This is a genomic window from Sphingobium sp. MI1205 (assembly GCF_001563285.1).
In the GTDB taxonomy this organism is placed as follows: domain Bacteria; phylum Pseudomonadota; class Alphaproteobacteria; order Sphingomonadales; family Sphingomonadaceae; genus Sphingobium.
Window position 1 is genome coordinate 236,838 of sequence record NZ_CP005188.1, and the last position, 25,903, is coordinate 262,740.

The window sequence follows — 25,903 nt, forward strand, 5'->3', positions numbered from 1 at the left end:
GCTTCGTCCCAAGAAGCCCGCCATGAAAGGAGCGGCGCGATGACGCAAGACAGCGACGAAGGCGCGAAAGAGACATGGGCCAAATCGGGTCGCAAGAAGACGGGTGCAGCTAAACCGCGACCAAACGAGAGGACCGATGCGAACGCGCCGCTCGATCCGGTGGAGGAAGCGGGGATGGAGTCCTTCCCGGCGAGCGACGCTCCAAGCTGGAATCCCTGAACAATGGCAGCTCCCTGGCGGGCGATGAGCTTCCTACCTCCGCGCAATTTCACGATGCTCCTTCATCGCGCACGCAGGCCAAGCCGTGCGGTCACGGCGTTCCTGGCTAGCCTGGAATGTTCGTCAAGCTAAGATTGATAATGTGCTTCTCGCCTGCAAGGGCCAGGAGTTCACGCCGATGGCTGACGACGACAAGCCCGGTTTTTGTTTCGCGAAGCCAGGCGTCGAGCTGGCGCGCAAGCCGCGCTTCCGTAACCATATCGAGGCCTTCGCTCGGCTCGTCGAGCAAGAGCCATGGCCTCCCGGCCAGGACGGCGCGGGCGATCGAAAGCCGCTTGCGCTGCCCCCCGGACAGGCGCGCCCCGCCGTCGCCGACCCATTGGTCTAGCCCATGCGGCATCGCGCGCACATCGACCAGGAGGCAAGCCACTTCCAGCGCTGCCCAAAGCTGTTCGTCGCTGAGGCCCGCGCGGGCGACACGCAGATTGTCACGCACCGTTCCCGACAGGAGTTGGGCATCCTGCGGCGAGAGCGCGAAGGCCGCTCGCACCGCTGCGGGCGGTAGCAAGGCGATAGGCTGGCCATCAAGGTGAATGCCAGGATCCCGATCCGGGGGGCGAATCCCGGCGAGCGTTTCGAGAAGGCTGGTCTTGCCGCTGCCGGACTGTCCCGCAATCCCCAGGCGCTCGCCAGCTTCGAGCCGCACATGCACACCATTGCCATCCAGCGCGATGGTCCGCCCGATCGGCGCGGATGCCACCTCTGCCGGAACAGGCTTGTCAATCTGGCCCGACATTTCCTCCAATCGCGCGAGGGCGGCTGTGATCAGTGCGCCCCGCGACACACCCCGAACATAGCCGGAAAGAGCCTCGACCGCGCCCGCCGACGCCAGCACGGCGAGCACCGTCATGGGCAAGGAGGTGTTCGAGATGGCAAGGACGGCGCCCATGGCGATGCCCGCGCCAAGGGTTAGCCCGGCGTCGATGATCGCTTCCCCACGCGCGAAGCGGCGCCGCGCCCGGTCCAGCTCGGCCGTGTCGACAGCAAGCTTCCGTTCGATCGCGGGGACCAAGTCATAGGCCAGGATTTCGGGCGAGGCTGACGTGTAGTCGACCATGCCGGCTTTGAGCCGCGCCAACGCCGCCGCCATGTCGGTTGCGGCGATCGCGAGTAGCCGGGGCGCTGCGAGATGCGCCCAAGCGGCGAGGCCGGAGAGCAGCACCAGCAAGATCAGACTGGCCCAGGGACTGGCGAGCCATACCAGAGCAAGACCTATGGCGGCACCGGCCAGGGCAGCAGGAAGCGCGGGTTTACGGACCAGACTATCTTCGAGCGCGCCGATGTCCTGAACGAGCCGCGTCACCGCATCGCCCGCCGATACGGCCCGCACGTCACGTGCCGCCAGGATGCGGTCGAACAGGCGCGCGCGGACAGTGGCGAGTGCCATCAATGCGGCGCGGTGCCCATAGAGGCGTTCACCATAGCGCGCTGTCGTGCGGACGATCGCGAGCAGTCGGATCATCGCGCTCGGCACGAGATAGTTGAAGCCCTGCGCGGCCAGGACGCCGCCAAGGCCGGCAAGCGCCGCGCCGCTGATGAACCATCCCGACAGGCCCAGCAGCAGCACCGCGGCGATCGTCGCGGCGGCGGCGAGCAGACCCGCGATACGGAAAGAGCAGCGCTCAGGGCCGATGGCTTCGGCCAGCAACCGGTCCATATCGGCGCGGCTCACACAAGCACCATTTCGCGGTCGGCGCTCGCGGCCAGTTCGGCGCTGTGCGTCACCATGAGGACGGTGCGCCCTCGAGCGGCCGATGCCAATATCCCGGCAATATCGGCCGCCGATCGCGCATCGAGATCCGCGGTCGGTTCGTCGAGCAGCCAGAGCGGCGCGTCCTTCAAAAGGACGCGCGCGATGCCGACCCGCCGACGCTCCCCTCCCGAAAGGCCCGATCCGCGATGGTCGAGTTGCAAGGTCAAGCCTGCGCCTCGCGCCGCGATCAGAGGGCCAAGGCCGGCACGGCGCGCGGCGGCGCCAACCGCCGCGTCATCGGCCTCGGGCCGCGCGAGCCGGATATTGTCGACGAGCGTGCCCGGGATGAAGGCAACCGATTGCCCAACCCAGCCAATGTTGCCTGGTAGCGCAACATTGGCCGCGTCCTGGCCGTCGACGAGAATGCGTCCCCTGCCGATAGGGGCAAGTCCCAGCAAGGCGTGGAGAAGGCTCGATTTGCCAATTCCCGTGCTCCCTCGCAATGCGAGACTGGTGCCTGCCGCCACATCCAGCGTGAAAGGGCCGATCGTCGTCTCGCCATAGTCGATGACCACGCCATCGAAACGCAACGCGGGCGGGCCTACGATCAGGCTTTTCGAGGCAGGCGCAGACGGGGGAGCGATGCTTTCCAGACGTTCGACAGCTGCCTCTCCAACTTGCTTGTCATGATAGGCGGCAGCGAGGCGGCGCATGGGGAGATAGAATTCAGGCGCAAGGACGAGGACGAACAGCGCTTCGCCCAGCGTCAGCTTTTCGGGCACCGGAAACGGTAGCAGCCCCAGCAGATTGAAGCCGCAATAGAGCGCGACCAGCGCCACCGACAGGGCCGCGAAGAATTCGATCACCGCGCTCGACACGAAAGCAACTTTCAGCACGTCGATCGTGCGCGCTGCGACCTCGCGCGTCGCGTCGGCAAGATGACGGCCGATGCGCTCCTGTGCACCGAAGCCGACGATCACCGGGAGCGCGCGCACGCGATCGACGAACAGGCCCGACAATCGGCTTAGCGCGTCGAGCTGGCGGGCGGAGGCGCGCGCCGCGGCCGTCCCGGCAAGCGCCATGCCCAGACCGAAGGGCAAGAGGGTAGCGAGCATGATTGCGCCGGCGACCCAACTTGCGAAGGCTGCCGCAATCGCGATGAAAAGCGGCGACAGGACTGCCGCGCGGCGCAGCGGCAGGAAGCGGGCATGGAAGCCGCCCAGGTCCTCGATACGATCGACGGCATCGGCGACCGTTTCGCCCAGCATCCGGCGATCGCCCGGCGCCGCGATAAGCACTTGGGCGTAAATCCGTTGTCGCCAGTTTGTCTTGGCTGCCACGGCCACGGCCTCGCCGGTGTCGGTTGCTCCGATCTGTATCCCGGCGCGAAGCAGGGTGGCCGCAATCAATCCGCCCGCGGCGAGCAGCAGATTGCCATGCTCGTCCTGCGCCATTGCTGTTACGCCGGTGGCCAGGGCCACCGCCATGAGGATGGCTGCGCCGCTATCGGCGATCCAGAAGAGGACCGGAGCCTGGCTGTGAAATCGGTTGATCATATACTCAGTTACGACTAATGGCTAATCATAATCTTTTCAACCGACTCGCTGCAATTTTGAAAGCTGGGCCGGAACGCAAGGAGCCTTGCCATGGATATGGCCGTGATCGAACTCTCCCGGCTGCAATTCGCTCTGACCGCGCTTTATCATTTCCTGTTCGTTCCTTTGACCCTTGGTCTTTCCTTCATGCTCGTCATCATGGAAAGCATCTATGTGATGACGGGTCGGGAGATCTGGCGGACGGTCACGCGCTTCTGGGGCAAGCTGTTCGGGATCAATTTCGTGCTGGGCGTGGCCACCGGCATCACCATGGAATTCCAGTTCGGCACCAACTGGTCCTATTTTTCGCACTATGTCGGCGACATTTTCGGCGCACCGCTCGCCATCGAAGGGCTGATGGCCTTCTTCCTCGAAGCGACCTTCGTCGGCCTCATGTTCTTCGGGTGGGACAAGCTGTCGAAGCTGGGGCATCTGCTTACCACCTTCATGGTCGCGCTCGGATCGAACCTGTCGGCGCTCTGGATTCTCGTCGCCAATGGCTGGATGCAGCATCCCACCGGATCGCGCTTCAATTCCGAGACGATGCGGATGGAGATCACCGACTTCATGGCGGTCCTGTTCAACCCCGTCGCGCAGGCGAAATTCGTCCATACCGTGAGCGCGGGCTATGTTTGCGCCTCGGTCTTCGTGCTGGGCATCTCGGCCTGGTATCTGCTCAAGGGCAAATGGGTCGCAGTCGCCAAGCGCAGCTTCACCGTGGCGGCCGCGTTCGGCCTCGCCTCGTCGCTCTCGGTCGTCGTGCTGGGCGACGAAAGCGGTTACGCGCTGACCGACAACCAGAAGATGAAATTGGCGTCACTTGAGGCAATGTGGCACACCGAACCTGCGCCCGCGGGGATAGCGATCTTCGGCATTCCAAGCCTGGAAGGGCGCGAAACCCGCTATGAAGTGAAGATCCCCTATGTGCTGGGCCTGATCTCGACGCGCAGCCTTACCGGCGAGGTTTCGGGCATCTTCGAACTGGTCGCCAAGGCGGAGGAGCGCATCGAACATGGTATCCAGGCCTATGACGCCGTGGAGCGGCTGAAGGCCAATCAGAGCGACATGGCCGCGCGCGAGCAGTTCGAGCGGAGCAAGGCCGATCTCGGCTATGCGCTGCTCCTGAAGCGCTATGTCGCCGATCCGCGCACCGCGACCCCCGAACAGATTCAGAAGGCGGCCTGGTCCACCGTGCCCAACGTGCCGGTCATGTTCTGGGTGTTCCGGGTGATGGCAGGGCTCGGCTTCTTCTTCATCGCCTTCTTCGCGGCGGCATTCTACATGGCCTCGGTCCGCAAGTTCGGCTGCAACAACGGCTTTTGCCGCACCTTCATGCGGGCAGCCGTGTGGATCATCCCGCTGCCATGGATCGCTATCGAATTTGGCTGGATACTTGCCGAAATCGGCCGCCAGCCCTGGGCCATCGAAGGCGTTCTGCCGACCTTCCTGGGTGCATCCAGCCTGACCGTTGCGCAGCTATGGACCACGATCATCGGCTTCACGCTTCTTTACGGCGCGCTGGCGGTCATCGAAGTTCGCCTGATGCTGGCGGCGATCCGCAAGGGGCCGGACGGGCATCGCGCGCCCGCGCCGGTGGTGGCGCACCCCAGCGGCTACGCACCCATTGCCGCCGAATGAGGAGAACAGGTCATGGCACCTCCGATCGACTATGAAACGCTCCGGCTGATCTGGTGGCTCCTGATGGGCGCCCTCCTGATCGGCTTCACCCTGACCGACGGTTTCGATCTGGGCACCGCCGCCCTCCTGCCCTTCGTCGCGAAGACTGACGCCGAACGCCGCATGGTCATCAACTCGATCGGCGCGACATGGGAGGGGAACCAAGTCTGGTTCATCCTCGGCGGCGGGGCGATCTTTGCGGCCTGGCCGTTTGTCTATGCGATCAGCTTTTCCGGCTTCTACCTTGCGATGTTCCTCGTCCTCGCCGCACTGATCCTGCGGCCCGTGGGCTTCAAATATCGCTCGAAAAAGCCTGATGCGGCATGGCGCTCACGCTGGGATTGGGCATTGTTCATCGGCGGTTTCGTCCCCGCGCTGGTGTTCGGGGTCGCGGTCGGCAATGTCCTGACCGGCATTCCCTTCCGCCTCGATAGCGATCTGCGCGCTTTCTACGAGGGGGGGCTGCTCGGTCTGTTCCATCCCTTCTCGCTGGTCGCGGGACTGCTGTCGGTGGCGATGATCGTGCTGCACGGCGCGAGCTGGCTTGCGATCAAGATCGAGCGCGGCGCTGTTCATGATCGCGCGCGCACCTTCGGCCAGATTGCGGCCGCCGCCTCCATCCTGCTCTTCGCGGCTGGAGGCGTGATGATCGCAACCATGGGCTATGGCTTCCGTTTGAGCGATACGGTCGATCCCGCCGGCCCTTCCAATCCGCTGCTCTCGGGAACGATCGCGGCACCTGGGGCGTGGCTTGACAACTACAGCAAGCATCTCTGGATGCTGATTGCGCCCATCATCGGCTTCGCAGGGCCGGTGCTGGCATGGATTGGTATTCGCAAGGAACGAGAAATCCTCGCCTTCGGCGGTTCGTCGCTCGGCGCGGTCGGCATCATCGCGACTGTGGGCCTCTCGATGTTCCCCTTCATCCTGCCCAGTTCGATCGACCCCGCCTCAAGCCTGACCGTGTGGAACGCCTCGTCCAGCCATGTGACGCTGTTCATCATGCTGGCAGTGACGGTCATCTTCCTGCCGATCGTGCTGCTCTACACGGCATGGGTCTATAAGGTGCTGTTCGGTCGGATCACCTTGCGCGACGTCGAAACCAACCCCGACTATTACTGAGAAGGACGAGGGCGATGTGGTATTTCAGTTGGATCCTCGGTGTTGGCCTCGCGGTCGGGTTCAGCATCCTCAATGGCCTGTGGCACGAGTTCCATTCCGATCCCGATGACGATGCGGCAAGTTGACCGCCGCTACCTATGATAAGCCTTGGCCCGCTCGCGCTGGCGCTGGAGCGGCTTTTCGCGGTGCTTGGGATCATTGTCTTCCTGATGGCGGCGAACTGGATCTGCCGCCGCCACGGAAAGGACAGCGAGAAAGCCGCATGGCGGGCACTGCTCGTAGGCTTGCTGGCGGCGCGCCTCGGTTTCGCAGGCCAGAACTGGCCCGCCTTCGCGGTCGAGCCTCTGACCATTCTCTATGTCTGGCAGGGCGGCTTCTCGCCGCTCGTGGGTCTGACGGCTGCCGCCATAACGCTCGGTCTGTCCCTGCGACGGACGCCCGCGTTGTTGCCCATGGGCATCGCATTCACGGGCAGCGCCGCGGCTGCCTTGGCAGCCACAGCGCTGTTCCTCACCTCTGCGCACAAGCCCTTGCCGCAAGGACTCGTTCTCCATTCGCTGGCGGGCGAGGCCAGGTCGCTCGACGAACGACGGGGAAAGCCGCTCGTCATCAATCTCTGGGCGAGTTGGTGCCCGCCATGCCGCCGAGAAATGCCGATGCTGATCGAAGAAGCGACGCGCTCGCCCATGCCGATCCTGCTCATCAATCAGGGCGAGGATGCGGAGCGGGTGCGTGCGTGGCTTCAAGGCCAAAAGCTTGCACCGGCCAATGTCCTGCTGGACCCGGATCAGCGCGCGGCCGCCGCGATCGGATCGGCGGGCCTGCCTGCGACGCTGTTCATCGATAGCAAGGGAGTCATCCGCGAGTTGCATGTAGGCGAAATCTCCCGCGCCGCCTTGCTCGCGGGAATGCGGGAGCTGGATTAGTTTTTGACCAAGGAGAGTCACCATGACCAGACAAGTGAATATCGGGATCGACGAAGAAGATCGCGTGGCGATCTCCGAAGGCCTCAGCCGCCTGCTGGCGGATACCTACACCCTCTATCTCACCTCGCATAATTTCCACTGGAACGTGACCGGGCCGATGTTCAACAGCCTGCACACCATGTTCATGACGCAATATACCGAGCTGTGGAACGCGATCGATCCGATCGCCGAGCGCATCCGCTCGCTCGGGCAGCCGGCACCGGGTTCCTATGCGCAATATGCGAAGCTCAGCTCGCTGCCGGACGCGCCGGAAGTTCCCCCCAAGGCGCTCGACATGGTGGACATCCTGGCCAAAGGACATGAAGCGACGGCCCGGACCGCACGCGCGCTGTTCCCGCTCGTCGAGAAGGCGAGCGACGAGCCGACCGCAGACCTGCTGACGCAAAGAATCGGCGTGCATGAGCAGACTGCATGGATGCTCCGCGCGCTGCTCGAGGAATAGGTTGGAAGCGGTGGCGCTTCATCCCATCGGATCGAAAACGCACCGCGAAGCTGGCCCGGGGCAAAGCCGGTCGCCTGATCTTCTGGATAATGCTTACGGATCGCGGCCGTTACTCGGGGGCGATGTTCTGGCCGTGGCAGGCGAGGCGCATGGGCATGGTCGGTATGGCGCGCATATAGCGGTATTCGCGCTCATCATGCGCCAGCCAGCGCTTGGGGCGGCCGTTTTCATCCAGCGGCGCGGCAGACCAGCCCTCCATGACGCGCTGTTCGGTCGCATCGGCCGTGACGGCTGGGTTACGGGCGCGGAGTGCGGTGCGCCTGACACTCGCGCCGCTTTCTTCCGAGAGCTGCGCGGCAAGCGCCGGGGCGATGCTCGAACAGACGCCGATCGCGCCTCCCGGTCCCTCCTACGCTATCTCTGCCGTGAGCGCGCTCAGCTATTCCTTCTGAAAGCGGTCGGCCAGGATTTCGGAACGGGCCTCCGCCTGCGTGGCCATCGTCATCTTGTCATGGCCAAGCTCGTTCGGCGCACAAGCCTCGAGCGTCAAGGCGGACAACAGCGGAAGGGTAGCGCCTCGCATTACGACACTGACGATCGGCCAGCGGGCGGCCCGAAGCGGTCGCAGAGCATGTCGATCAGCTTGCGAACGTCGTCATCGGCCAGGCTGTAGTAGATCGTCGTGCCGTCGCGGCGGGTCTTGACCAGGCCGCCTTCGCGCAGCCGCCCCAGATGCTGGGAGACGCTGGATTGCGATTGCCCGCACAACTCCACCATTTGCCCGACCGAAAACTCACCTTGCGTCAGCCGGCAAAGTATCAGCAACCGCTGTTCGTTCGCGACCAGCTTCAGCACGTTCGCGGCATAGGCGGCGTGCTTCACGAGTTCAGCAAGGGGCGTATCGAGGGGCATCATCTGGTCGCGGGCTTTCCGTCATCTCGAAGCACAATGTAAATGGCCGGAATAACCAGCACGGTCAGCAGCGTCGAGGATGCAAGACCGAACAGCAGCGAAATTGCGAGGCCCTGAAAGATCGGGTCGGTAAGAATTACGGCGGCGCCGATCATGGCGGCCGCAGCGGTCAGCACGATCGGCTTGAACCTGATCGTTCCCGCTTCGAGCAATACATCGCGCAGGGACTTATCGGGCGTCGCCGTGTGCCGGATAAAATCGACCAGCAGGATCGAGTTGCGCACGATGATGCCCGCGAGCGCGATGAAGCCGATCATCGAGGTCGCCGTAAACGGCGCGCGGAACAGCATATGGCCGATGACGATGCCGACCAGGGTCAGCGGCACTGGCGTCAGGATGACCAGCGGCAGGCGGAAGCTTCGAAATTGCGCCACGACAAGAATATAGATGCCGAGCAGCGCCACCATGAAGGCACCGCCCATGTCGCGGAACGTGACCCAGGTGATCTCCCATTCGCCGTCCCAGAGGATGGATGCCACGCTTTCATCCTCTGGCTGCCCATTGAGGCGGATTTCCGGCTTCGCCAGCCCCTTGGCCGCCCAATCATAGTCGTTCACTGCGCGATCGACCGCCAACATTCCATAGATCGGCGCTTCATAGGCGCCAGCGAGCTCGGCCGTCACCATGTCGGCATAGCGGCCATCGCGGCGGAAGATGGCAGGACTTCCTGTCTCGGTGCGGACATCGACCACGGCGCCCAAGTCGACTAACTCGCCGCCGGGCGTCTGCGCAACCGGCGTGCTCGAAAGGGCCTGCGTCCAGCTCCGATCCTTTTGCTCGAGCGCGATGGTGATCGGGAGCGGCGTGCGCCCGTCGCCGCGCGGTGCGTAGCCCACGGTCTGGCTGCCCAGGAGCATGCCGATGCTGTCGGCGATCTGGCGCTGCGAGAGGCCATAATAGTCGAGGCGGTCGCGCTGGATGTCGAGGCGCACCTTGGGCCGCGGCGTGCCAAAGCTGTTATCGACGTCGACGATGTAGGGAACGGACCTGAAGATCTTCTCCAGCTCGGTCGCCGTCTTCTGGCGGGTTGCGGCATCGGGGCCATAGACCTCGGCGAGCAGCGTCGCGAGCACCGGCGGTCCCGGCGGCGTCTCGACCACCTTGATCGAAGCGCCCGCGGAAAGTTTCAGCGCCTTCAATCGCTGCCGAAGATCGAGCGCGATCTCGTGGCTCGACCGGCTGCGGTCGCCCTTGGGCAGCAACGTCACCATCACGTCGCCCTGTTCTGGCTGCGCGCGCAGGAAATAGTGCCGGACAAGACCGTTGAAATTGAACGGCGCCGACGTGCCGACATAGGCCTCCATCGACGTCGCTTCCGGCAGGCCTCGCACGATGCCAGCGACATCCTCCAGCACACGGCCCGTGCTTTCGAGCGCCGTGCCTTCGGGCATGTCGACCACCACCTGAACCTCCGACTTGTTGTCGAACGGCAGCAGCTTCACGGTGACGGCCTTGAAATAGAACATCGAGCAGGCAACGAGCGTTGCCACGCCCACCCCGATCAGGAAATTGCGTGCTGACTTTCGCGTATCGATCACGCGATGCGCGACGCGGGCATAGAGCTGGCCCAGCTTACCGCCGCTCTCGTCATGGCCGTGGCCATTGGCCAGCGTCCGCCTCGCGAACCGGATCATCAACCATGGCGCGATGACCACTGCGACGAAGAAGGAAAAGATCATCGCGGCCGAAGCGTTGACCGGAATCGGCGCCATATACGGTCCCATCAACCCCGAAACGAACAACATGGGAAGCAGCGCAGCAACGACAGTCAAGGTGGCGACAACGGTCGGATTGCCCACTTCGGCCACGGCCTCGATCGCCGCCTGCGTCCGGCTTCGATCATCGTCCATCGCCCAATGGCGGGCGATATTCTCGATCATGACGATCGCATCGTCCACGAGGATGCCGATCGAGAAGATGAGCGCGAACAGGCTGACGCGGTTGATCGTGTAGCCCATGAGGTTCGACGCGAACATGGTGAGCAGGATCGTCGTCGGGATGACCACGGCGGTCACGCCAGCCTCGCGCCATCCGATCGCGAAGCCGATCAGCACGACGATGGAAACGGTCGCCAGCGCCAGGTGGAACAGCAGTTCGTTGGCCTTCTCGTTGGCCGTCTCGCCATAGTTGCGGGTAACGGCGACCTCGACATCATCGGGGATGAGCCTGCCCTTGAGTTTTTCGACGCGCTCAAGGATGGCGTCGGATACGACCACGGCATTGGCCCCGGCGCGCTTGGCGAAGGCGATGCTGACAGCGGGCGCGGAATTCCATTTGCCGTTCTCCGCCTTTGCCCAGCGCCACGCTCGGGCCTGATCCTCACGCGGCCCTTGGCTGACACTAGCGATGTCGCGCAGATAGACGGGGGCGCCGGTGCCGGACCGTACGGTCAAGAGCCCCACTTCTTGCGCCGACGATAGTGTGCGGCCCGCAGTCACGCCGACCGCCTTGCCGTCCTCGCGAATATTGCCCAGCGGGAAGCTACGGTTGGCTTCGCTCGCAGCCTCGATCACGCTGCCCAGAGGCACGCCATATTGGCGCAGCTTCGCAGGGTCCGGCGCGATGCGGATTTCTTCGGGACCTCCGCCGACGAGAAAGGTGAGCCCGACATTGTCGACCTTGGCGATCTCGGTGCGCAGCTTCGAGGCCAGCTCATAGAGGCTAGCGTCGTTCCACTGGCCGACCGCGCCGGGTTTGGGCGAGAGCGTCAGCACGACGGCGGGCACATCGTTGATGCCGCGCACCGTCACTTTGGGATCGGGAATACCGACGGGCTTCCTGTCCCAATTGGCGCGCAGCTTCTCCTCGATGCGGATCGACGCGTCCTCGGGATCTGACCCCACAAGGAAGCGGGCCGTCACCATCACGCCATCGTCCTGCGCCTGGGTATAGACATGCTCTACGCCGTCCACGCTCTTGACGATCGTCTCCAGCGGGATACCAACCAATTCGGTGGCATCGGTGGCGGAAAGGCCTGGGGCCATGACCTGGATGTCCACCATCGGCACGCTGATCTGCGGTTCCTCCTCCCGGGGGATGGAAAGAAGAGCCAGCAGACCAACGGCGATCGCCGCGAGGAGAAACAGCGGCGTCAGGGGCGAGGCAATGGTGGCCTTGGTGAGGCGGCCGGAGATGCCGAGATTCATTGGCGGCTTGCCTTGGCAGGCTTACCGGGGACAAACAGCATGTCGCCGGCGGACACGCCGCTCAATATCTCGACCAGGGTAGGATCGGCCGTTGGCGCGATCTGCACCGGCACCATGCTGAGACGCTTGCCTTCGCTCACCACCTGAACCTGATCTATCCCGTAGTGCGTGGTGACGTATTGACGCGGCACGACCAACGCCTTGCGCCTGCCGACCTCGACCGAAGCACTCACGCGGCGGCCGATAAATCGCGTTGAGAGACCCGGCAGCGTCGCATCGGCGCGAACCTGGCCTGCGGTGATCGCAGGATAGACCTGCGTTACGCTGCCTTCGTGCGACCCGGAAGGCACCCCGGCAACTTGTAAAGCTGCATCATTGACGATCACGCGGGCACCGGGGCGAACCTGTCCTGCAACCGATTCAGGCAGCATCAGGCGCAAGACCGGCGGGCCGGCGGTGACGGTTGCAATCGACATGCCCGGCGCGACCGCGGAGCCCGCCGGAATGTCTGCGCGCAACACGCGGCCGCTTGCCGGCGCAATCACCGCGCCCTGTCCCGCGACGCTGGCGCTCGCGCCCTGCTGCGCGCGGGCGGCGGCGACCTGCGCGTCGGCTGCGCGCGCGGTAGCCACGGCCTGATCCAGGCGCGCCTTGGCATAGACGCCGTTGTTGTAGAGGTCGCGGATGCGAGCGAGATCGGCATTGGCGCGCGCGGCCTCCGCCTGCGCCGCGGCGGCTTGCGCACCATAAGCGCTCGTCTCATAGCCAAGCCGCGAGTCGACGATCATGCCGATGCGCTGGCCCTTCTGTACCGTGTCTCCGGCCCGTACCGAAAGGGAAGTCAATATGCCGGGAATGCGAGCAAGCACCTCGGCTTGATCGCGCGTGGCGATCTCCGCACCCACGGCTTTCATATCGGCGATGTCTTTCGGCGCGAGTCGCACCATATTCCCGGCAGGCAGCGTAGCTACTGCCTCATCGCGTTCCGGCTGACTGCCGCACGCCGATAGCGCCAGCGCGGCGCTTGCCAAAAAAAGCCACTTGCCCATGCCGTTCATACCCTTCTTCCGGCCCTTTCTTAGGCGCGCTTAGCTACCGATCACCGGCAGTCCGGCGTCTTTCCAGGCGCCGATACCGCCGGCGAGATGCGTGTCGATCGCGCTCTGGGCCTGCGCGCATTGGTCAAGCGCCTGCCCGGAACGTCGCCCGCCCGCGCATTGCAGCACGACCGTCCGACCTTCGGGATCAGGGATGTTACGAGGTGCAAAGCCCGATAGCGGCATGTTTAATGCCCCTGCGATGTGACCGGTGGCGAATTCGCTGGCCTCGCGCACGTCGATCAACAGCGCTTTGCCGTCCTTCAGCATGGCGTTCAACTCAACGGGGCTGATCTCGCGGTGCACAGCACGTTTCTTAAATCCGAACATGGGACCCTCTTTCAGTTTGTGGATTGCATATAACGTGTAATGATTATATAAGTCAATGTCATTGAATGAGGAAGGGCCGCAGATGGGCAAGCCGTTGATCGTGGTGTTGGGAGCTGGCCTGGGAGGCACGATCGCCTCCTATGAGATCAAGGCCGCCGTCAAAGACCGCGCGGACGTGATGACGGTATCCGATACGGACACCTACAGCTTCATCCCGTCCAACCCATGGGTCGCCGTTCGCTGGCGCAAGCCGGAAGCGATACAGGTCCATCTCCCTCCGGTGTTCGCGAAGAAGAAGATCGGTTTTACCTCCATCGGCGCAAAGCGACTCCATGCGAGCGAAAAGCGCCTCGAACTCAATGACGGAACATCAATCACTTACGACTATCTCGTAATCGCAACGGGTCCCGATCTGGCCTTCGACGAGATCGAAGGGCTGGGACCGCAAGGCCATACCGTCTCGGTTTGCCAGACTGCCCATGCCGCCCATGCGGCCGACGCCTTCGATGCCTTCGTGGAGAACCCCGGCCCGATCGTTGTTGGCGCGGTCCAGGGCGCTTCCTGCTACGGTCCGGCCTACGAATTCGCGCTGATCCTCGACACCGAGCTTCGCCGCCGCAAGATCCGTGACAAGGTGCCGATGACCTTTGTCACCGCCGAACCCTATATCGGGCATCTCGGCCTCGATGGCGTCGGCGATACCAAGTCGTTGCTCGAAAGCGAGATGCGCAATCGTCACATTAAATGGATCACCAATGCGCGCGTGTCCAAAGTCGAAGCCGGACTCATGCATGTCGAGGAAGTGGGCGACGAGGGCGCGGTCAAGAAAACGCACGATCTGCCGTTCGGCTACTCGATGATGCTCCCCGCCTTTCGGGGTGTCCCCGCCGTGCGCGACATCGAAGGTCTGACCAACCCGCGCGGCTTCATCATCATCGACAAGCACCAGCGCAATCCCGCCTTTCCCGAAATCTTCGCGCTCGGCGTCTGCGTTGCCATTCCGCCCACGGGTCCGACCCCCGTACCGGTCGGTGTGCCCAAGACCGGCTTCATGATCGAGAGCATGGTGACGGCAACCGCCGCCAACCTCGCGTCGATCCTCGAAGGCAAGGAGCCGACGGCCCAAGCGACGTGGAACGCCGTCTGCCTTGCCGATTTCGGTGACGGCGGCGTGGCCTTCGTCGCGCAGCCCCAGATTCCGCCGCGCAATGTTAATTGGGCCTCCAGCGGCAAATGGGTTCATTTGGCCAAGATCGGCTTCGAGAAATATTTCCTGCGCAAGGTCCGCAAGGGCGAGAGCGAGCCATTTTATGAAAGCCTCGCGCTCCATGTCATGGGCATCCGCAAGCTGCGTTTCTGATCTTCCTCGAGTGAAGGAGTGTAAAAAATGACTCTCGATCGTGCCGTGATGACATTCGCCGGATGTGTTGTGCTGCTTGGCGTCGTCCTGTCGCTCACCGTCCATCCATGGTGGATCGCGCTGACCGCATTTGCGGGCCTCAATATGATCCAGGCGAGCTTCACCGGCTTCTGCCCCGCCGCGATGCTGTTCAAGGCGCTCGGCGTTCGTCCGGGGACTGCCTTCAAATGATCCTCAATCGGTCGATCCGCCTCTTGGCTTGCCTGCTCGCGAGCGTCGCCATGCCAGCGCAGGCGACCACGCTGGAAGAGGCGATCGCGGCCGCGATGAACCATGCGCCCGAGATCGAGGCGGCGAGCGCCGATGCCGATGCAGCCGATGCCCGGATCCAGGAAGCCAGAGGTCAGGGTCTCCCCAGCGCGACGCTAAGCGGGACAATCGGCTATGGCCGCCTCGATCCACAGGGCTTTTTCGGACTTCCGGCAGCGAACGTCACCCCGCGCGCGGCGCAACTCACCATCGAGCAGCCTCTCTATATGGGTGGTCGGGTCAGCGCCGGGATCGAGCAGGCCAGAGCCGGGAGCGAAGCGGCACGCGCGGGTGAGACCATGACGCGCAGCCAGATCCTCGTCGCGACGGTCCAGGCTTATGGCGACGTGCTGACCACACATCGCACGGTCACGCTCTACGAACAGATGGTACGGCAGATGGAGGAGATCCAGCGCCAGGCCCGTCTCCGCTTCAAGGCCGGCGAAAGTCCCAACACCGACGTCGCGCAGGCTGCTGCCCGCCTTGCTGAAGCGCAGGCCGCGCTTGAAGGCGCGCGCGGCCATGCCGCCTCGGTCGATGCCCGGTTCACCAACCTGACCGGCCTCGTGCCGCAGGACCTTCAGCCAATTCCGGCAAATCCCGCCATCCCGGCCTCACTCGATGAAGCGCTCGACATCGCGCGGGCGAATAACCCTGCCGTCGCTCAGGCGGAAGCGGCATTGAAAGCCACGCGGGCTGGCGCAAGAGGGGCGCGGGCCGAACGCCTGCCCACGGTGGGAGCGTTCGCTGAAGGCTCGACGGTTCGCGATCAGTTCTTCCCCGATTACCGCGCCGATGGCGCAACGGTCGGGGTGCGGGCGCGGTGGCAGTTATTTTCGGGCGGGCGCGTTTCGGCGAAGATCGCAGAATCCAACAGTGCGGTCAGGGCCGCCGATGCGCGGGTGCGCGCCGCGCGATCCGCCGTTGATGAACAGACGATCAGCGCCTTTCAGGGCGTGCGATCCGCCGTGCTGGTCGAAGCCGCCGCCGCAAGCCAGGCCCTTTCCGCAGCACAGGCCCGCGACAGCGTTCGCCACGAGGTACGCGTTGGCATGAAACCCCAGCTCGATCTGCTCGATGCGGAACGCGAGTCGACCGCTGGGGCGGTGAACGAGGCCAGGGCGCAAAGCGAGCGCATCGTTGCGGCCTATCGGCTACTCGCGCTGCTTGGGCGCTGAATCACATCGCATGGCAAAAGGACAAGCCCGCAAGATCATTAGCCGCTATGTGCTTCGAGCCCACAAGGCGAAGGCGTTCTCCCAGGGCCAGCCTCGGATCCTGACCGGATTGCGAAAACGCGGCGCGGCCGGGAGGTCCCTCATCGGCGTGCGAAGCGCATCGCCACCCTTGAACAAGAGGTTGCAGCGGCTCCGACCACCACAGACAAGCTGAAGTTGCTTCCCTCCCTGATCGGGAAACTGAGCGAGGCGTCCATCGGGGACCCTTCGTGGGCAAGGCGGAAAGATGCAGCTGTCCGGGGCCGCCGCAATCTGAAAGCGGAGACCGGGGCGCGGTAACTCGAGCGGTAACCCGGGAGGGCGACCCGAAGGCCTCTAAGTCACGAAAGTCTTGAAAATCTGGAGCGGGCGAAGGGATTCGAACCCTCGACCCCAACCTTGGCAAGGTTGTGCTCTACCCCTGAGCTACGCCCGCTCTGGCGGCCGGAGGATGTCCCTCTCGGCGGGTGAGGCGGGCAACTAGCAGCGGTTATGCACCTGGGCAAGGGAGAAATGGCCGTCGGCGCAAATTTCTTCATTCGCGGTCCCGCGCAGCGCTTGGGCGCATTTCGGCTTGGCGCGGCGGGTTGGGCTGCTAGTCTGCGGACTTCAACTTTTCCGGTGGTCCGGGATCATCTTGGGCTGTGCGGCGTCATATGAACCGGGCCAGCAGCAGGAGGTAGAGCTTTGACGTCCGATCATCTGACACGCCGTGGCCTGCTGCAGGGAAGCGCTGCTGCGGCTGCGGCGCTTCCTTCGCTGGGCGAGGCGCGCGCCGCGCCGCACCGCCAGCCGCAATCGAGCAAGGGAGAGCCCATGGCTGCCGTGGAATTGACCGTGAATGGACGGGATGTGCACCTGCAGATCGATACGCGGACGACGCTGCTGGACGCGCTGCGCGAGCATCTGCACCTGACCGGCACCAAGAAAGGCTGCGATCACGGCCAGTGCGGCGCCTGCACCGTCATTGTCGAAGGGCGGCGGATCAATAGCTGCCTGACGCTGGCCGTCATGCACGAAGGGGAATCGATCACCACCATCGAAGGTCTGGGCACGCCGGAAAAGCTGCATCCGATGCAGCGCGCCTTCATCACCCATGATGGCTATCAATGCGGCTATTGCACGCCCGGCCAGATCTGTTCAGCGGTGGCCATGCTCGACGAACTGGGGGCTGGCATCCCAAGCCATGTGACCGACGATCTTGAGAAAGTCGATTTTTCGGACGCGGAACTGCGGGAACGGATGAGCGGCAATATCTGCCGCTGCGCCGCCTATCCCAACATCATCGCCGCCATCCGCGATGTCGCGGGGGAAAAGGCGTGAGACCGTTCAGCTATACCCGCGCCGCCAGCCCTGAAGAAGCGGCAAAGGCTGCGGCCGCCACGCCGGGCGCGCGCTTCATCGCTGGCGGCACCAACCTGCTCGACCTCATGAAGCTGCAGATCGAAACGCCTGCCCATCTGATCGACGTCAACCGCCTGGGCCTCGATCGCATTGAAAGGACGGCGGAAGGCGGGCTGAAGATAGGCGCGCTGGTGCGCAATACAGATCTCGCGGCCGACAGGACGGTGCGCCGCGACTATGCGGTGTTGAGCCGCGCGCTGCTCGCCGGGGCGTCGGGACAGCTGCGCAACAAGGCGACAACCGCGGGCAATCTGCTCCAGCGCACCCGCTGCCCCTATTTCTACGATACGCGCATGCCGTGCAACAAAAGGCGTCCGGGCAGCGGGTGCGGCGCGTTGCAGGGGATCAGCCGCAGCCTGGCGATCATCGGCACCAGTGACGCATGCATTGCTCAGCACCCATCCGACATGGCGGTGGCGATGCGGCTGCTGGATGCGACGGTCGATACGGTGGGGGCTGACGGTGCGCGGCGATCCATCCCGATCGCCGACTTTCATCTGTTGCCCGGCGATACCCCCCATGTCGAACATGCGCTGAAGCCCGGCGAACTGATCACATCGGTCACCTTGCCCCGCCCGCTGGGCGGCGCGCATGTCTATCGCAAGGTCCGGGACCGGACCTCCTACGCCTTCGCGCTGGTGTCGGTGGCGGCGGTGTTCGGCAAGGATGGCGGGGCGCGCTTCGCCTTTGGCGGCCTTGCGCCCAAGCCGTGGCGGATCGCAGAGGCCGATGCGGCGGCATCCGCTGGCGCGGCGGCAGTAGCGGAAGCGGCGCTGGCGGGCGCACGGCCCACGGCGCAGAACGCCTTCAAACAGGGCCTGACCGCCCGGGCGCTCGCATCCATTTTCCGGCAGAAGGAGGCCCGGTCGTGAAGTTCGACACGCCTGCCACCAGCAATCCCATTGATCGCGGCCGCGTCGTCGGCCTTCCTCATGATCGCATCGACGGGCCGGCGAAAGTCACCGGCACGGCGCCCTATGCCTATGAACGCCATGACGCAGCGCCCAATGCCGCCTATGGATGGATCGTCGGATCGGCCATCGCCAAGGGGCGGATCGGGGCCATGGACCTGCGCGCGGCGGAAGCTGCGCCGGGCGTGCTCGCCATCATCACGCATCAGAATGCGGGGCAACTCGGCAAGGGCGACATGAACACCGCCAACCTGCTGGGCGGCCCGCAGATCGAACATTATGAGCAGGCCGTCGCGCTGGTGATCGCCGACACGCTTGAAAATGCGCGCGACGCGGCGGGGCTGCTGCGCATCGACTATGTGCTGGAACAGGGCCGTTTCGACCTGGCGGCTGAACGCGGCAAGGCGGCCGTGCCGAAAGCGGGCTTCGGTGGCGACCCGGACAGCAAGGTAGGGGATTTCGATGGCGCATTCGCCAAGGCCGCCGTTCGGATCGACCGACATTACACCACGCCGGACCAGAGCCACGCGATGCTGGAGCCGCATGCTACCACAGCGGCATGGAATGGCGACAAGCTGACGCTTTGGACGTCCAACCAGATGGTCGCATGGGCTGTCGGGGAAATGGCCAAGACGCTGAAGATCCCAGATGCCAATATCCGGGTCGTCGCGCCCTATATCGGCGGCGGCTTTGGCGCAAAGCTGTTCCTGCGGGCTGACGCGCTGCTCGCGGCGCTGGGCGCCCGTGCGGTGGGGCGGCCCGTCAAGGTTGCGATCGCCCGGCCTCAGATTCCCAATAACAGCACGCATCGTCCCGCGACCATCCAGCGCATTCGCCTGGGCGCTAGCCGCGATGGCGTCATCGATGCGATTGGCCATGAATCCTGGTCGGGCGATTTGCCCGGCGGCGACCCTGAAATGGCGGCCCAGCAGACGCGGCTGCTGTATCGCGGCGCGAACCGGCTGATCTCGCACCGTCTGGCGACGCTCGACCTGCCCGAAGGCAATGCCATGCGCGCGCCGGGCGAAGCCGCGGGGATGCTCGCGCTGGAAATCGCGATGGATGAATTGGCGGAGGCTTGCGGGATAGATCCGGTCGAACTGCGCATCCGCAACGATGTGCAATATGATCCGGAGGTCGGACCGGACCGGCCTTTTTCAAGCCGTAAATTCGTGGAATGCCTGCGCGAAGGGGCGCAGCGTTTCGGCTGGGACCGGCGCAATGCCCGACCCGGTCAGATGCGTGAAGGCCGCTGGCTGGTCGGCATGGGCATGGCCGCCGCTTTTCGCGGCAATCTGGTCGTGGCATCCGGCGCGCGGGTGGGTGTTGATGCGCGGGGCCATGTGACGGTTGAAACCGACATGACCGACATCGGCACGGGCAGCTATACGATCATCGGCCAGACCGCTGCGGAAATGCTGGGCGTGCCGCTCGACGCCGTGACGGTTCGGCTGGGGGACAGCCGTTATCCCGTCTCGGCCGGTTCGGGCGGACAGTTCGGCGCCAACAGCTCGACCGCAGGCGTCTATGCCGCCTGCGTTGCGCTGCGCGCCAAACTTGCCGAAGCGGCCGGTTTCTCTTCCGACCAGGCGCTGTTCGAGGACGGGCTGGTGCGGCTTGGCAGCCAGTCGAAGAAACTGGGCGTGCTGGGGGGACGCGACGGTCTGTGGGCAGAGGACCTGATCGAATTTGGCGACCTTGCCCAACGCTATGCGCAGGCGACGTTCGGCGCGCATTTCTGTGAGGTGGGGGTGGATATCGACACGGCGGAAGTGCGCATTCGCCGTATGGGCGGCGCATTCGCCGCCGGGCGCATCCTCAATCCCAAATCGGCGCGCAGCCAGGTGATTGGCGCGATGACGATGGGCGTGGGCGCGGCATTGATGGAGGAATTGTCCGTCGATACCCGCTTCGGCTTCTTCGTCAATCATGACATGGCCGAATATATGGTGCCGGTGCATGCCGACATTCCCGAACAGGATGTGTTCTTCGTGGACGAGGTGGACGACAAAAGCTCGCCCATGAAGGCCAAGGGCGTGGGTGAACTGGGCATTTGCGGCGTTGGAGCGGCGGTGGCCAACGCCATCTACAATGCCACCGGGGTAAGGATCAGGGACTATCCGATCACCATCGACAAGATGCTGGCCAAGGCGGAGGGTTCGGCGCTCGCCTGAGGGCGGGGGTGTTCGTCCACGGCCGGTCATCTCATTGTCACTATGACAGGGGGCGACTAAGCGGGGGCGCATGAAAAAATATGCGCCGCTATTATTTCCTGCCCTGCTGCCCTCGCTTGCAGCCGCCCAGCCTGCGCTGAATGACAGGACAGAGGCGCGCATTGTCATCACCGGCGCGGGTTTGCCCCTGCCACCCGGCACGCCCGCCTATGGATCGGCGGTGATCGAGCGTGAGCGGATCGTAAACAGCGCGTCGGGACGACTGGAAAACATCCTTGGCGATGTCGCGGGCTTTCAGCAGTTCCGCCGGTCGGACAGCCGTTCCGCCAATCCTTCTGCGCAGGGAGCAACTCTGCGGGCGCTGGGCGGCAACGCGTCCAGCCGGACGCTGGTGCTGCTGGACGGCGTGCCGATGGCCGATCCCTTCTTTGGCTATATCCCGTTCAGTGCGCTGGTGCCCGATCGCCTGTCGGGCATCCGCGTGACGCGCGGCGGCGGGGTAGGGGCCTTTGGCGCGGGCGCGGTGGCCGGAACCATCGAACTGGCCAGCGCCACGCGCGGTCAACTGCCGCTGGTCTCCGCCAGCGCCCTGTACGGCAGCCGCGACGCCAGCGAATTGTCCGCCAGCTTCTCCCCCGACCTTGGAAGCGGTTACGTCTCGCTGTCGGGTCGCTGGGACCGGGGCGACGGCTTTCACACGACGCCCGCCGATCAGCGCGTCGCCGCCACCGTGCCCGCCGCTTACGATGGCTGGTCGGCCAATCTGCGCGCCGTCGCGCCGCTATCCGCCGATGCGGAGTTGCAGTTCCGCGCCACCCTGTTCCGCGACGAACGCACGCTGCGTTTTCGCGGAGCCGACAGCATGAGCGAAGGGCAGGACGCCAGCATCCGTTATGTGTCGCGCGGGCGCTGGCAGGTGGATGCGCTTGCCTATCTGCAGGCGCGCAACTTCACCAACATCGTGATTTCCTCCACCCCGCCTTCCCGCAAGTCGCTCGACCAGCGCGCCACGCCATCGACCGGCCTTGGTGGCAAGATCGAACTGCGCCCGCCGGTGGGTCAAGATCATGTGCTGCGGATCGGCGCGGACAGCCGGTTTGCCAGCGGCGACATGTTTGAAGATGCCTATAACGCCTCCATGCCCAGCAATCCCGTTACGGCGCGCCGCCATGCCGGGGGCAAGCAGCTGACGACCGGGTTCTTCGTCGAGGATGACTGGACAATTGGCCGACTGGTGCTGACGGCGGGCGCAAGGGCCGACCGTTGGTCGATCAGCGACGGCTTTTTTCGCGCTAATGCCGCCGTCCTCACTGACGATCGCTTCCCTGACCGCAGCGGATGGGAATATTCCGGGCGGGCGGGGGCGCTCTATCGGATAGGCGACCGCGTTGCCCTGCGTGGGGCGGCCTATACCGGCTTCCGCCTGCCGACGCTCAATGAACTGTACCGGCCTTTCGTGATTGCGTCCCCCGCCTCAATGGTGACGACGAAGGCAAATCCGGCGCTGACCAATGAAAAGCTGCAAGGGGTCGAGGCGGGAATCGACCTTTCTCCCGCCCCCGGCATGACGCTGTCCGCGACCGCCTTTTACAACCGCCTGGACGGCGCGATCGGCAACGTGACGACCAGTTCATCGGTCGTGGGCGGACGCAGGATTATCGTGCGTGAAAGGCAGAATATCGACCGGATCATCGCCAAGGGCATAGAACTGACCGCATCCGCCCGGGCCAGCGATTTCCAGTTGAGCGCATCCTACGCCTACAGCCACAGCAGCGTCCGCGCGCCGGGTGAGGATTTCGACGGCCTCACGCCTGCCCAAAGTCCGCGACATGCCGCCAGCGCCACGCTGGCCTGGCAACCTGTCAACGGGCCGACGCTGTCCACGACGCTGCGCTATGTGTCACGGCAATTTGAAGATGACCTGCAAACCGATGTTCTGCCGGGCGCGTTGACGGTCGATGCGGTGGCGCGCATTCCGCTCGCGCGCGGCCTGACCTTTGTCACGCGCGGCGAAAATCTTTTCGATGAAGAAGTGGTGACGCGCAACGCGGGAGGCTCGATGGATCTCGGCACGCCGCGTACCCTGTGGGTCGGGTTGGCATTCGCGCACTGAAAAAATCGCTTCTTGCTCCATTTTAAAGAGCGCGCATGCGCCCTTTGCTACAGCGGCGGCGACCATCCGTCCTGAGGCTGTGTGCGCGTATTTTCCGACGACCCCCTTTCGCAGGCTCTCCCGCGAGCAAGATTGACCGAATTTCGTTCGCCCAGCCCGGCGGAGCTGGAGATTTTCGCCAGCATGGCCGGGCCGGTGCAATCGGTGGCGCGCCATCGCACGATCCGGCGTGAAGGGGACCGCCCCCAATCGGTCTACATGCTGGTTGAAGGATGGGTGCTGAGCAGCATCACGCTCGCCGATGGCAGCCGCCAGATATTGAAGGTCCACCTGCCCGGCGATGTGCTCGGCGCGCCCAGCATCGCGCTGGATCGCGCGGCGGAGACGCTGACCGCGTTGACCACGACAAGGCTGCGGACAATCGGCCTTTCAGCACTAGGCAGCCTGTTTACGCGCGCTCCGCATATGGCCGCGTTGCTGTTCCTCAGTGCGCAGCAGGAACGGGTGATCCTGATGGACCGGCTTTGCTCGATCGGCCGGACTTCGGCGGAATGCCGCCTGGCCGCCTTTCTCGTGCATCTCTACGATCGGCTGAAACTCATCACGCCTGACGTCGGCGCGCGGTTCGATCACCCACTGACGCAGGAACAGATTGGCGATATCATCGGCCTCACGGCGGTCCATGTGAACCGGGTGTTTCGCGCGCTGGAGGACAGGAAGCTGATCCTGCGGGAAGGCCATGGCATCGAACTGCTCGACATGGCCGCCCTGCGCAAGCTCAGCGGCGTACCCGCAAGGACGCTGGCGCAGGATCTCAGCTGGCTGCCCAAACCGCTCGACTGAAGCGGCCCTTCGTCTTCATCTGTTGATCGGGAAGGGGGAGGGGAAATGGTGCTGCCGGCGAGGATTGAACTCGCGACCTCAGCCTTACCAAGGATGCGCTCTACCACTGAGCTACGGCAGCACTTTCACCATCCACAGGGCCTTTCGGCTTGCGGAGCCGGGCCTATGGCCGCGCGCGTCCGCCTTGTCAAGGCGGGTTGCGGCGGGCGGCGCAATTTGGCTATGGCGCGGGCATGACAAGCGGGCAGGACGATCGCAAGGCACGGTTGGCGCAGGCGCTGCGCGACAATCTGCGTCGCCGCAAGGCGCAAGCGCGCGAAGGTGTGGCCGACACAGCAATGCCTGCGAACGCGAAGCCCAAAGGCGAGGAAGAAGAAAGCTAGAACGCGGCAACCCGGCGGGTATTGCTGAACCCGCCCATGCCCCTCACAGCGGCGCGCAGGCCCTATTCAGCCACGCCAGGACCTCACCCTCCAGTTGCGGTCCCACGATCTCCACCACCTTCGCATGGTAGGCGTCGATCCACGCCCGTTCCTCGCCGGTCAGCAGCTCTGCCGCAATCGCATTGCGGTCGATCGGCGCAAAGGTCAGCGTTTCGAAACCCAGCATCTCCCGCTCAGCCCCCGGTATCTCGCGCGGCTCGACCAGCACCAGATTTTCGATGCGGATGCCATATGCGCCGGTCTTATAATAGCCCGGCTCGTTGGACAGGATCATGCCGGGTTGCAGCGGTTCGTCGCCGCCGCCAAAGGTCGCGATGCGCTGCGGCCCTTCATGCACGGACAGGAAACTGCCGACGCCATGACCGGTCCCATGGGCATAATCCAGCCCCTCGGCCCACAGGAACTGGCGCGCCAGCACATCAAGCTGGCTTCCCCGCGTGCCCGCCGGAAATTGCGCTTGGGCCAGCGCGATATGCCCTTTGAGCACCAGCGTGAAGCGGCGCTTCATTTCCTCGGTCGGCGCGCCGATGGCGATGGTGCGGGTAACGTCCGTCGTGCCGTCGCGATACTGGCCGCCCGAATCGACCAGATAGAAGGAGCCCGGCTCGATCCGCCGGTTGGTCTTTTCCTCGACCCGGTAATGCACCACCGCGCCATTGGGGCCAGCGCCGCTGATCGTGTCGAATGACAGATCCTCCAGCAGGCCGGTATCCCTGCGGAACGCCTCCAGCCGGGCGGCGGCGGTCAATTCATCGACGCCGCCAGCAGGCGCTTCGACGGAGATCCAGTGCAGGAACCGGGACAGGGCGGCCCCATCGCGCGCCTGCGCCGCCTTGTGCCCGGCGATTTCGACCGGGTTTTTAATCGCCTTGGGCAGAACGGCGGGATCGCGCAGCGGCAGCACCTTCGCGCCGCCCGCCTCCAGCGCCTCGAAGATCGCCGCCACGGCGCGATCCGGGTCCGCCGCCACCGTCTTGCCCGCAAAGCCCTTCAACGCGGCGGCGAAATCGGCCCGCGGATGCACGCGGACGGCATTACCCAGATGCTGCACTACTGTTTCGTCGATCTTTTCCGGTGCGACATACAGGTCTGCGGTCGCATCGGCATGAACGATCGCATAGGCCAGCGCGACCGGCGTGCGCGCGACATCCTTGCCCCGGATGTTGAAGGTCCAGGCGATGGAATCGAGCGCGGACAGCACCACCGCATCGGCCTTCCGCGCCGTCAGCCAATCGGCCATCGCCTGCCGCTTTTCCGCCGCGCTCTGCCCGGCATGGCGATCGTCATGCACCACCAGCCGCGCGTCGCTGGGCGCGGGCCGGTCGGGCCAGACCGCATCGACGGGATTGCTGTCCACCGCCACCAGATGCGCCCCGCGTTCCGCCAGCGCTTCGCCAGCCGCCTTCACCCATGCGCGGGTATGCAGCCAGGGATCATAGCCGATCCGCCCACCTTGCGGCGCATGGGTTCCCAGCCACGCCGCAACCGACGTCTGCGGCACGCTTTCATAACGCCACCGGGCGGCATCGACCTGCTCGCGCACCTGCAAGGTGTAGCGTCCATCGACAAAGATCGCGGCCTCTTCCGGCAGAACCACCGCGCTGCCCGCCGACCCCTGAAAACCCGTCAGCCAGGCAAGGCGCTGGGCATATTCGCCGACATATTCGCTCATATGCTCGTCGGTCAGCGGCACGACGAACCCATCCAGTTGCACGCGCACCAGTTGGGCGCGCAGAGCCTTCAGACGGTCTTCATAGGTGGACATCGCAATTCCCTTGATCCAGAGCCCT

Annotated in this window: 23 protein-coding genes and 2 tRNA genes; 15 read left to right on the top strand and 10 right to left on the bottom strand. The window is 64.5% G+C overall.

Annotated features, from left to right (window positions below; genetic code table 11):
• The first annotated feature begins 39 nt into the window (after positions 1-39).
• A complete protein-coding gene (locus K663_RS01130) occupies positions 40-219 on the top strand; it encodes a hypothetical protein (protein ID WP_062113088.1) in 180 nt (59 codons plus the stop codon).
• Positions 220-325: 106 nt separating this feature from the next.
• Here K663_RS01130 and K663_RS01135 read toward each other — a convergent pair whose 3' ends face one another.
• Complete coding sequence (locus K663_RS01135) at positions 326-1,951, bottom strand: amino acid ABC transporter ATP-binding/permease protein (protein WP_062113100.1); 1,626 nt, start codon at positions 1,949-1,951, stop codon at positions 326-328.
• A complete protein-coding gene (cydD, locus tag K663_RS01140; RefSeq protein WP_062113103.1) occupies positions 1,948-3,528 on the bottom strand; it encodes a thiol reductant ABC exporter subunit CydD in 1,581 nt (526 codons plus the stop codon). Before cydD ends, K663_RS01135 begins: the two co-directional genes overlap by 4 nt.
• 90 nt (positions 3,529-3,618) lie before the next feature.
• Here cydD and K663_RS01145 point away from each other — a divergent pair, with 90 nt between their 5' ends.
• Genes K663_RS01145 through K663_RS01160 form a run of 5 tightly spaced genes read left to right on the top strand, consistent with a single transcriptional unit; the run spans position 3,619 to position 7,794 of the window.
• Positions 3,619-5,205 carry a cytochrome ubiquinol oxidase subunit I gene (locus K663_RS01145; RefSeq protein ID WP_062113108.1) on the top strand — a complete coding sequence of 529 codons (1,587 nt, stop codon included), beginning with the start codon at positions 3,619-3,621 and terminating at the stop codon, positions 5,203-5,205.
• 12 nt (positions 5,206-5,217) lie between these two features.
• Positions 5,218-6,366, top strand: a complete 1,149-nt coding sequence (gene cydB / locus K663_RS01150; RefSeq protein WP_062113110.1) for a cytochrome d ubiquinol oxidase subunit II — start codon at positions 5,218-5,220, stop codon at positions 6,364-6,366.
• A 14-nt stretch (positions 6,367-6,380) separates the two neighbouring features.
• Positions 6,381-6,491, top strand: coding sequence for a cytochrome bd-I oxidase subunit CydX (gene cydX / locus K663_RS22970; RefSeq protein ID WP_063619020.1), 111 nt, complete (start codon positions 6,381-6,383; stop codon positions 6,489-6,491).
• Between the two features lie 12 nt (positions 6,492-6,503).
• Positions 6,504-7,292: a TlpA disulfide reductase family protein gene (locus K663_RS01155; protein WP_062113113.1), complete on the top strand. Its 789-nt coding sequence runs from the start codon at positions 6,504-6,506 to the stop codon at positions 7,290-7,292.
• A gap of 22 nt (positions 7,293-7,314) precedes the next feature.
• Positions 7,315-7,794 carry a Dps family protein gene (locus K663_RS01160; protein WP_062113116.1) on the top strand — a complete coding sequence of 160 codons (480 nt, stop codon included), beginning with the start codon at positions 7,315-7,317 and terminating at the stop codon, positions 7,792-7,794.
• 109 nt (positions 7,795-7,903) lie between these two features.
• On the opposite strand, the gene K663_RS24760 is transcribed toward K663_RS01160, so the two are convergent.
• The 5 genes from K663_RS24760 to K663_RS01185 all read right to left on the bottom strand — a co-directional run bounded on the left by K663_RS24760 (position 7,904) and on the right by K663_RS01185 (position 13,339).
• Positions 7,904-8,185 (bottom strand): c-type heme family protein, encoded by a 282-nt coding sequence (locus tag K663_RS24760; RefSeq protein ID WP_335339092.1) that lies wholly within the window; start codon positions 8,183-8,185, stop codon positions 7,904-7,906.
• Positions 8,186-8,376: 191 nt separating this feature from the next.
• Complete coding sequence (locus tag K663_RS01170) at positions 8,377-8,709, bottom strand: ArsR/SmtB family transcription factor (protein ID WP_062113119.1); 333 nt, start codon at positions 8,707-8,709, stop codon at positions 8,377-8,379.
• Entirely contained in the window at positions 8,706-11,912 is a 3,207-nt protein-coding gene (locus K663_RS01175) for an efflux RND transporter permease subunit (protein ID WP_062113123.1), read from the bottom strand. Before K663_RS01175 ends, K663_RS01170 begins: the two co-directional genes overlap by 4 nt.
• On the bottom strand, positions 11,909-12,961 hold the full coding sequence (locus tag K663_RS01180) for an efflux RND transporter periplasmic adaptor subunit (RefSeq protein WP_201026660.1): 1,053 nt from the start codon (positions 12,959-12,961) through the stop codon (positions 11,909-11,911). The genes K663_RS01175 and K663_RS01180 overlap by 4 nt, the downstream gene beginning before the upstream one ends.
• A 39-nt stretch (positions 12,962-13,000) precedes the next feature.
• A complete protein-coding gene (locus K663_RS01185; RefSeq protein WP_062113129.1) occupies positions 13,001-13,339 on the bottom strand; it encodes a rhodanese-like domain-containing protein in 339 nt (112 codons plus the stop codon).
• An 82-nt stretch (positions 13,340-13,421) separates the two neighbouring features.
• On the opposite strand from K663_RS01185, the gene K663_RS01190 reads away from it, so the two are divergent.
• The 3 genes from K663_RS01190 to K663_RS01200 are packed head-to-tail and all read left to right on the top strand — an operon-like array spanning position 13,422 to position 16,186.
• Positions 13,422-14,699 (top strand): NAD(P)/FAD-dependent oxidoreductase, encoded by a 1,278-nt coding sequence (locus K663_RS01190; protein ID WP_062120128.1) that lies wholly within the window; start codon positions 13,422-13,424, stop codon positions 14,697-14,699.
• Positions 14,700-14,726: 27 nt separating this feature from the next.
• Entirely contained in the window at positions 14,727-14,930 is a 204-nt protein-coding gene (locus tag K663_RS01195) for a YgaP family membrane protein (RefSeq protein WP_062113132.1), read from the top strand.
• On the top strand, positions 14,927-16,186 hold the full coding sequence (locus K663_RS01200) for a TolC family outer membrane protein (RefSeq protein ID WP_062113135.1): 1,260 nt from the start codon (positions 14,927-14,929) through the stop codon (positions 16,184-16,186). The genes K663_RS01195 and K663_RS01200 overlap by 4 nt, the downstream gene beginning before the upstream one ends.
• A 400-nt stretch (positions 16,187-16,586) precedes the next feature.
• Here K663_RS01200 and K663_RS01205 read toward each other — a convergent pair.
• Positions 16,587-16,661: transfer RNA gene (locus tag K663_RS01205), tRNA-Gly, on the bottom strand.
• Positions 16,662-16,912: 251 nt separating this feature from the next.
• Between K663_RS01205 and paoA the strand changes: the two genes are divergently transcribed.
• From paoA to K663_RS01230, 5 genes are all read left to right on the top strand, one after another.
• Positions 16,913-17,548, top strand: coding sequence for an aldehyde dehydrogenase iron-sulfur subunit PaoA (paoA, locus tag K663_RS01210; RefSeq protein ID WP_062113138.1), 636 nt, complete (start codon positions 16,913-16,915; stop codon positions 17,546-17,548).
• Positions 17,545-18,501, top strand: coding sequence for an FAD binding domain-containing protein (locus K663_RS01215; protein ID WP_062113141.1), 957 nt, complete (start codon positions 17,545-17,547; stop codon positions 18,499-18,501). Before paoA ends, K663_RS01215 begins: the two co-directional genes overlap by 4 nt.
• Positions 18,498-20,714, top strand: a complete 2,217-nt coding sequence (gene paoC, locus K663_RS01220; RefSeq protein ID WP_062113145.1) for an aldehyde oxidoreductase molybdenum-binding subunit PaoC — start codon at positions 18,498-18,500, stop codon at positions 20,712-20,714. The genes K663_RS01215 and paoC overlap by 4 nt, the downstream gene beginning before the upstream one ends.
• Before the next feature lie 70 nt (positions 20,715-20,784).
• A complete protein-coding gene (locus tag K663_RS01225; protein WP_062113148.1) occupies positions 20,785-22,827 on the top strand; it encodes a TonB-dependent receptor plug domain-containing protein in 2,043 nt (680 codons plus the stop codon).
• A gap of 132 nt (positions 22,828-22,959) precedes the next feature.
• The gene (locus tag K663_RS01230) at positions 22,960-23,670 is read left to right on the top strand and encodes a Crp/Fnr family transcriptional regulator (RefSeq protein ID WP_235589481.1); all 711 of its coding nucleotides are present in this window, start codon (positions 22,960-22,962) and stop codon (positions 23,668-23,670) included.
• 46 nt (positions 23,671-23,716) lie between these two features.
• On the opposite strand, the gene K663_RS01235 is transcribed toward K663_RS01230, so the two are convergent.
• Positions 23,717-23,791: transfer RNA gene (locus tag K663_RS01235), tRNA-Thr, on the bottom strand.
• A 112-nt stretch (positions 23,792-23,903) separates the two neighbouring features.
• Between K663_RS01235 and K663_RS24555 the strand changes: the two genes are divergently transcribed.
• Positions 23,904-24,053, top strand: coding sequence for a hypothetical protein (locus tag K663_RS24555; RefSeq protein WP_201026661.1), 150 nt, complete (start codon positions 23,904-23,906; stop codon positions 24,051-24,053).
• A gap of 43 nt (positions 24,054-24,096) precedes the next feature.
• Here K663_RS24555 and K663_RS01245 read toward each other — a convergent pair whose 3' ends face one another.
• Positions 24,097-25,878: an aminopeptidase P family protein gene (locus K663_RS01245; protein WP_062120135.1), complete on the bottom strand. Its 1,782-nt coding sequence runs from the start codon at positions 25,876-25,878 to the stop codon at positions 24,097-24,099.
• Positions 25,879-25,903: the final 25 nt, after the last annotated feature.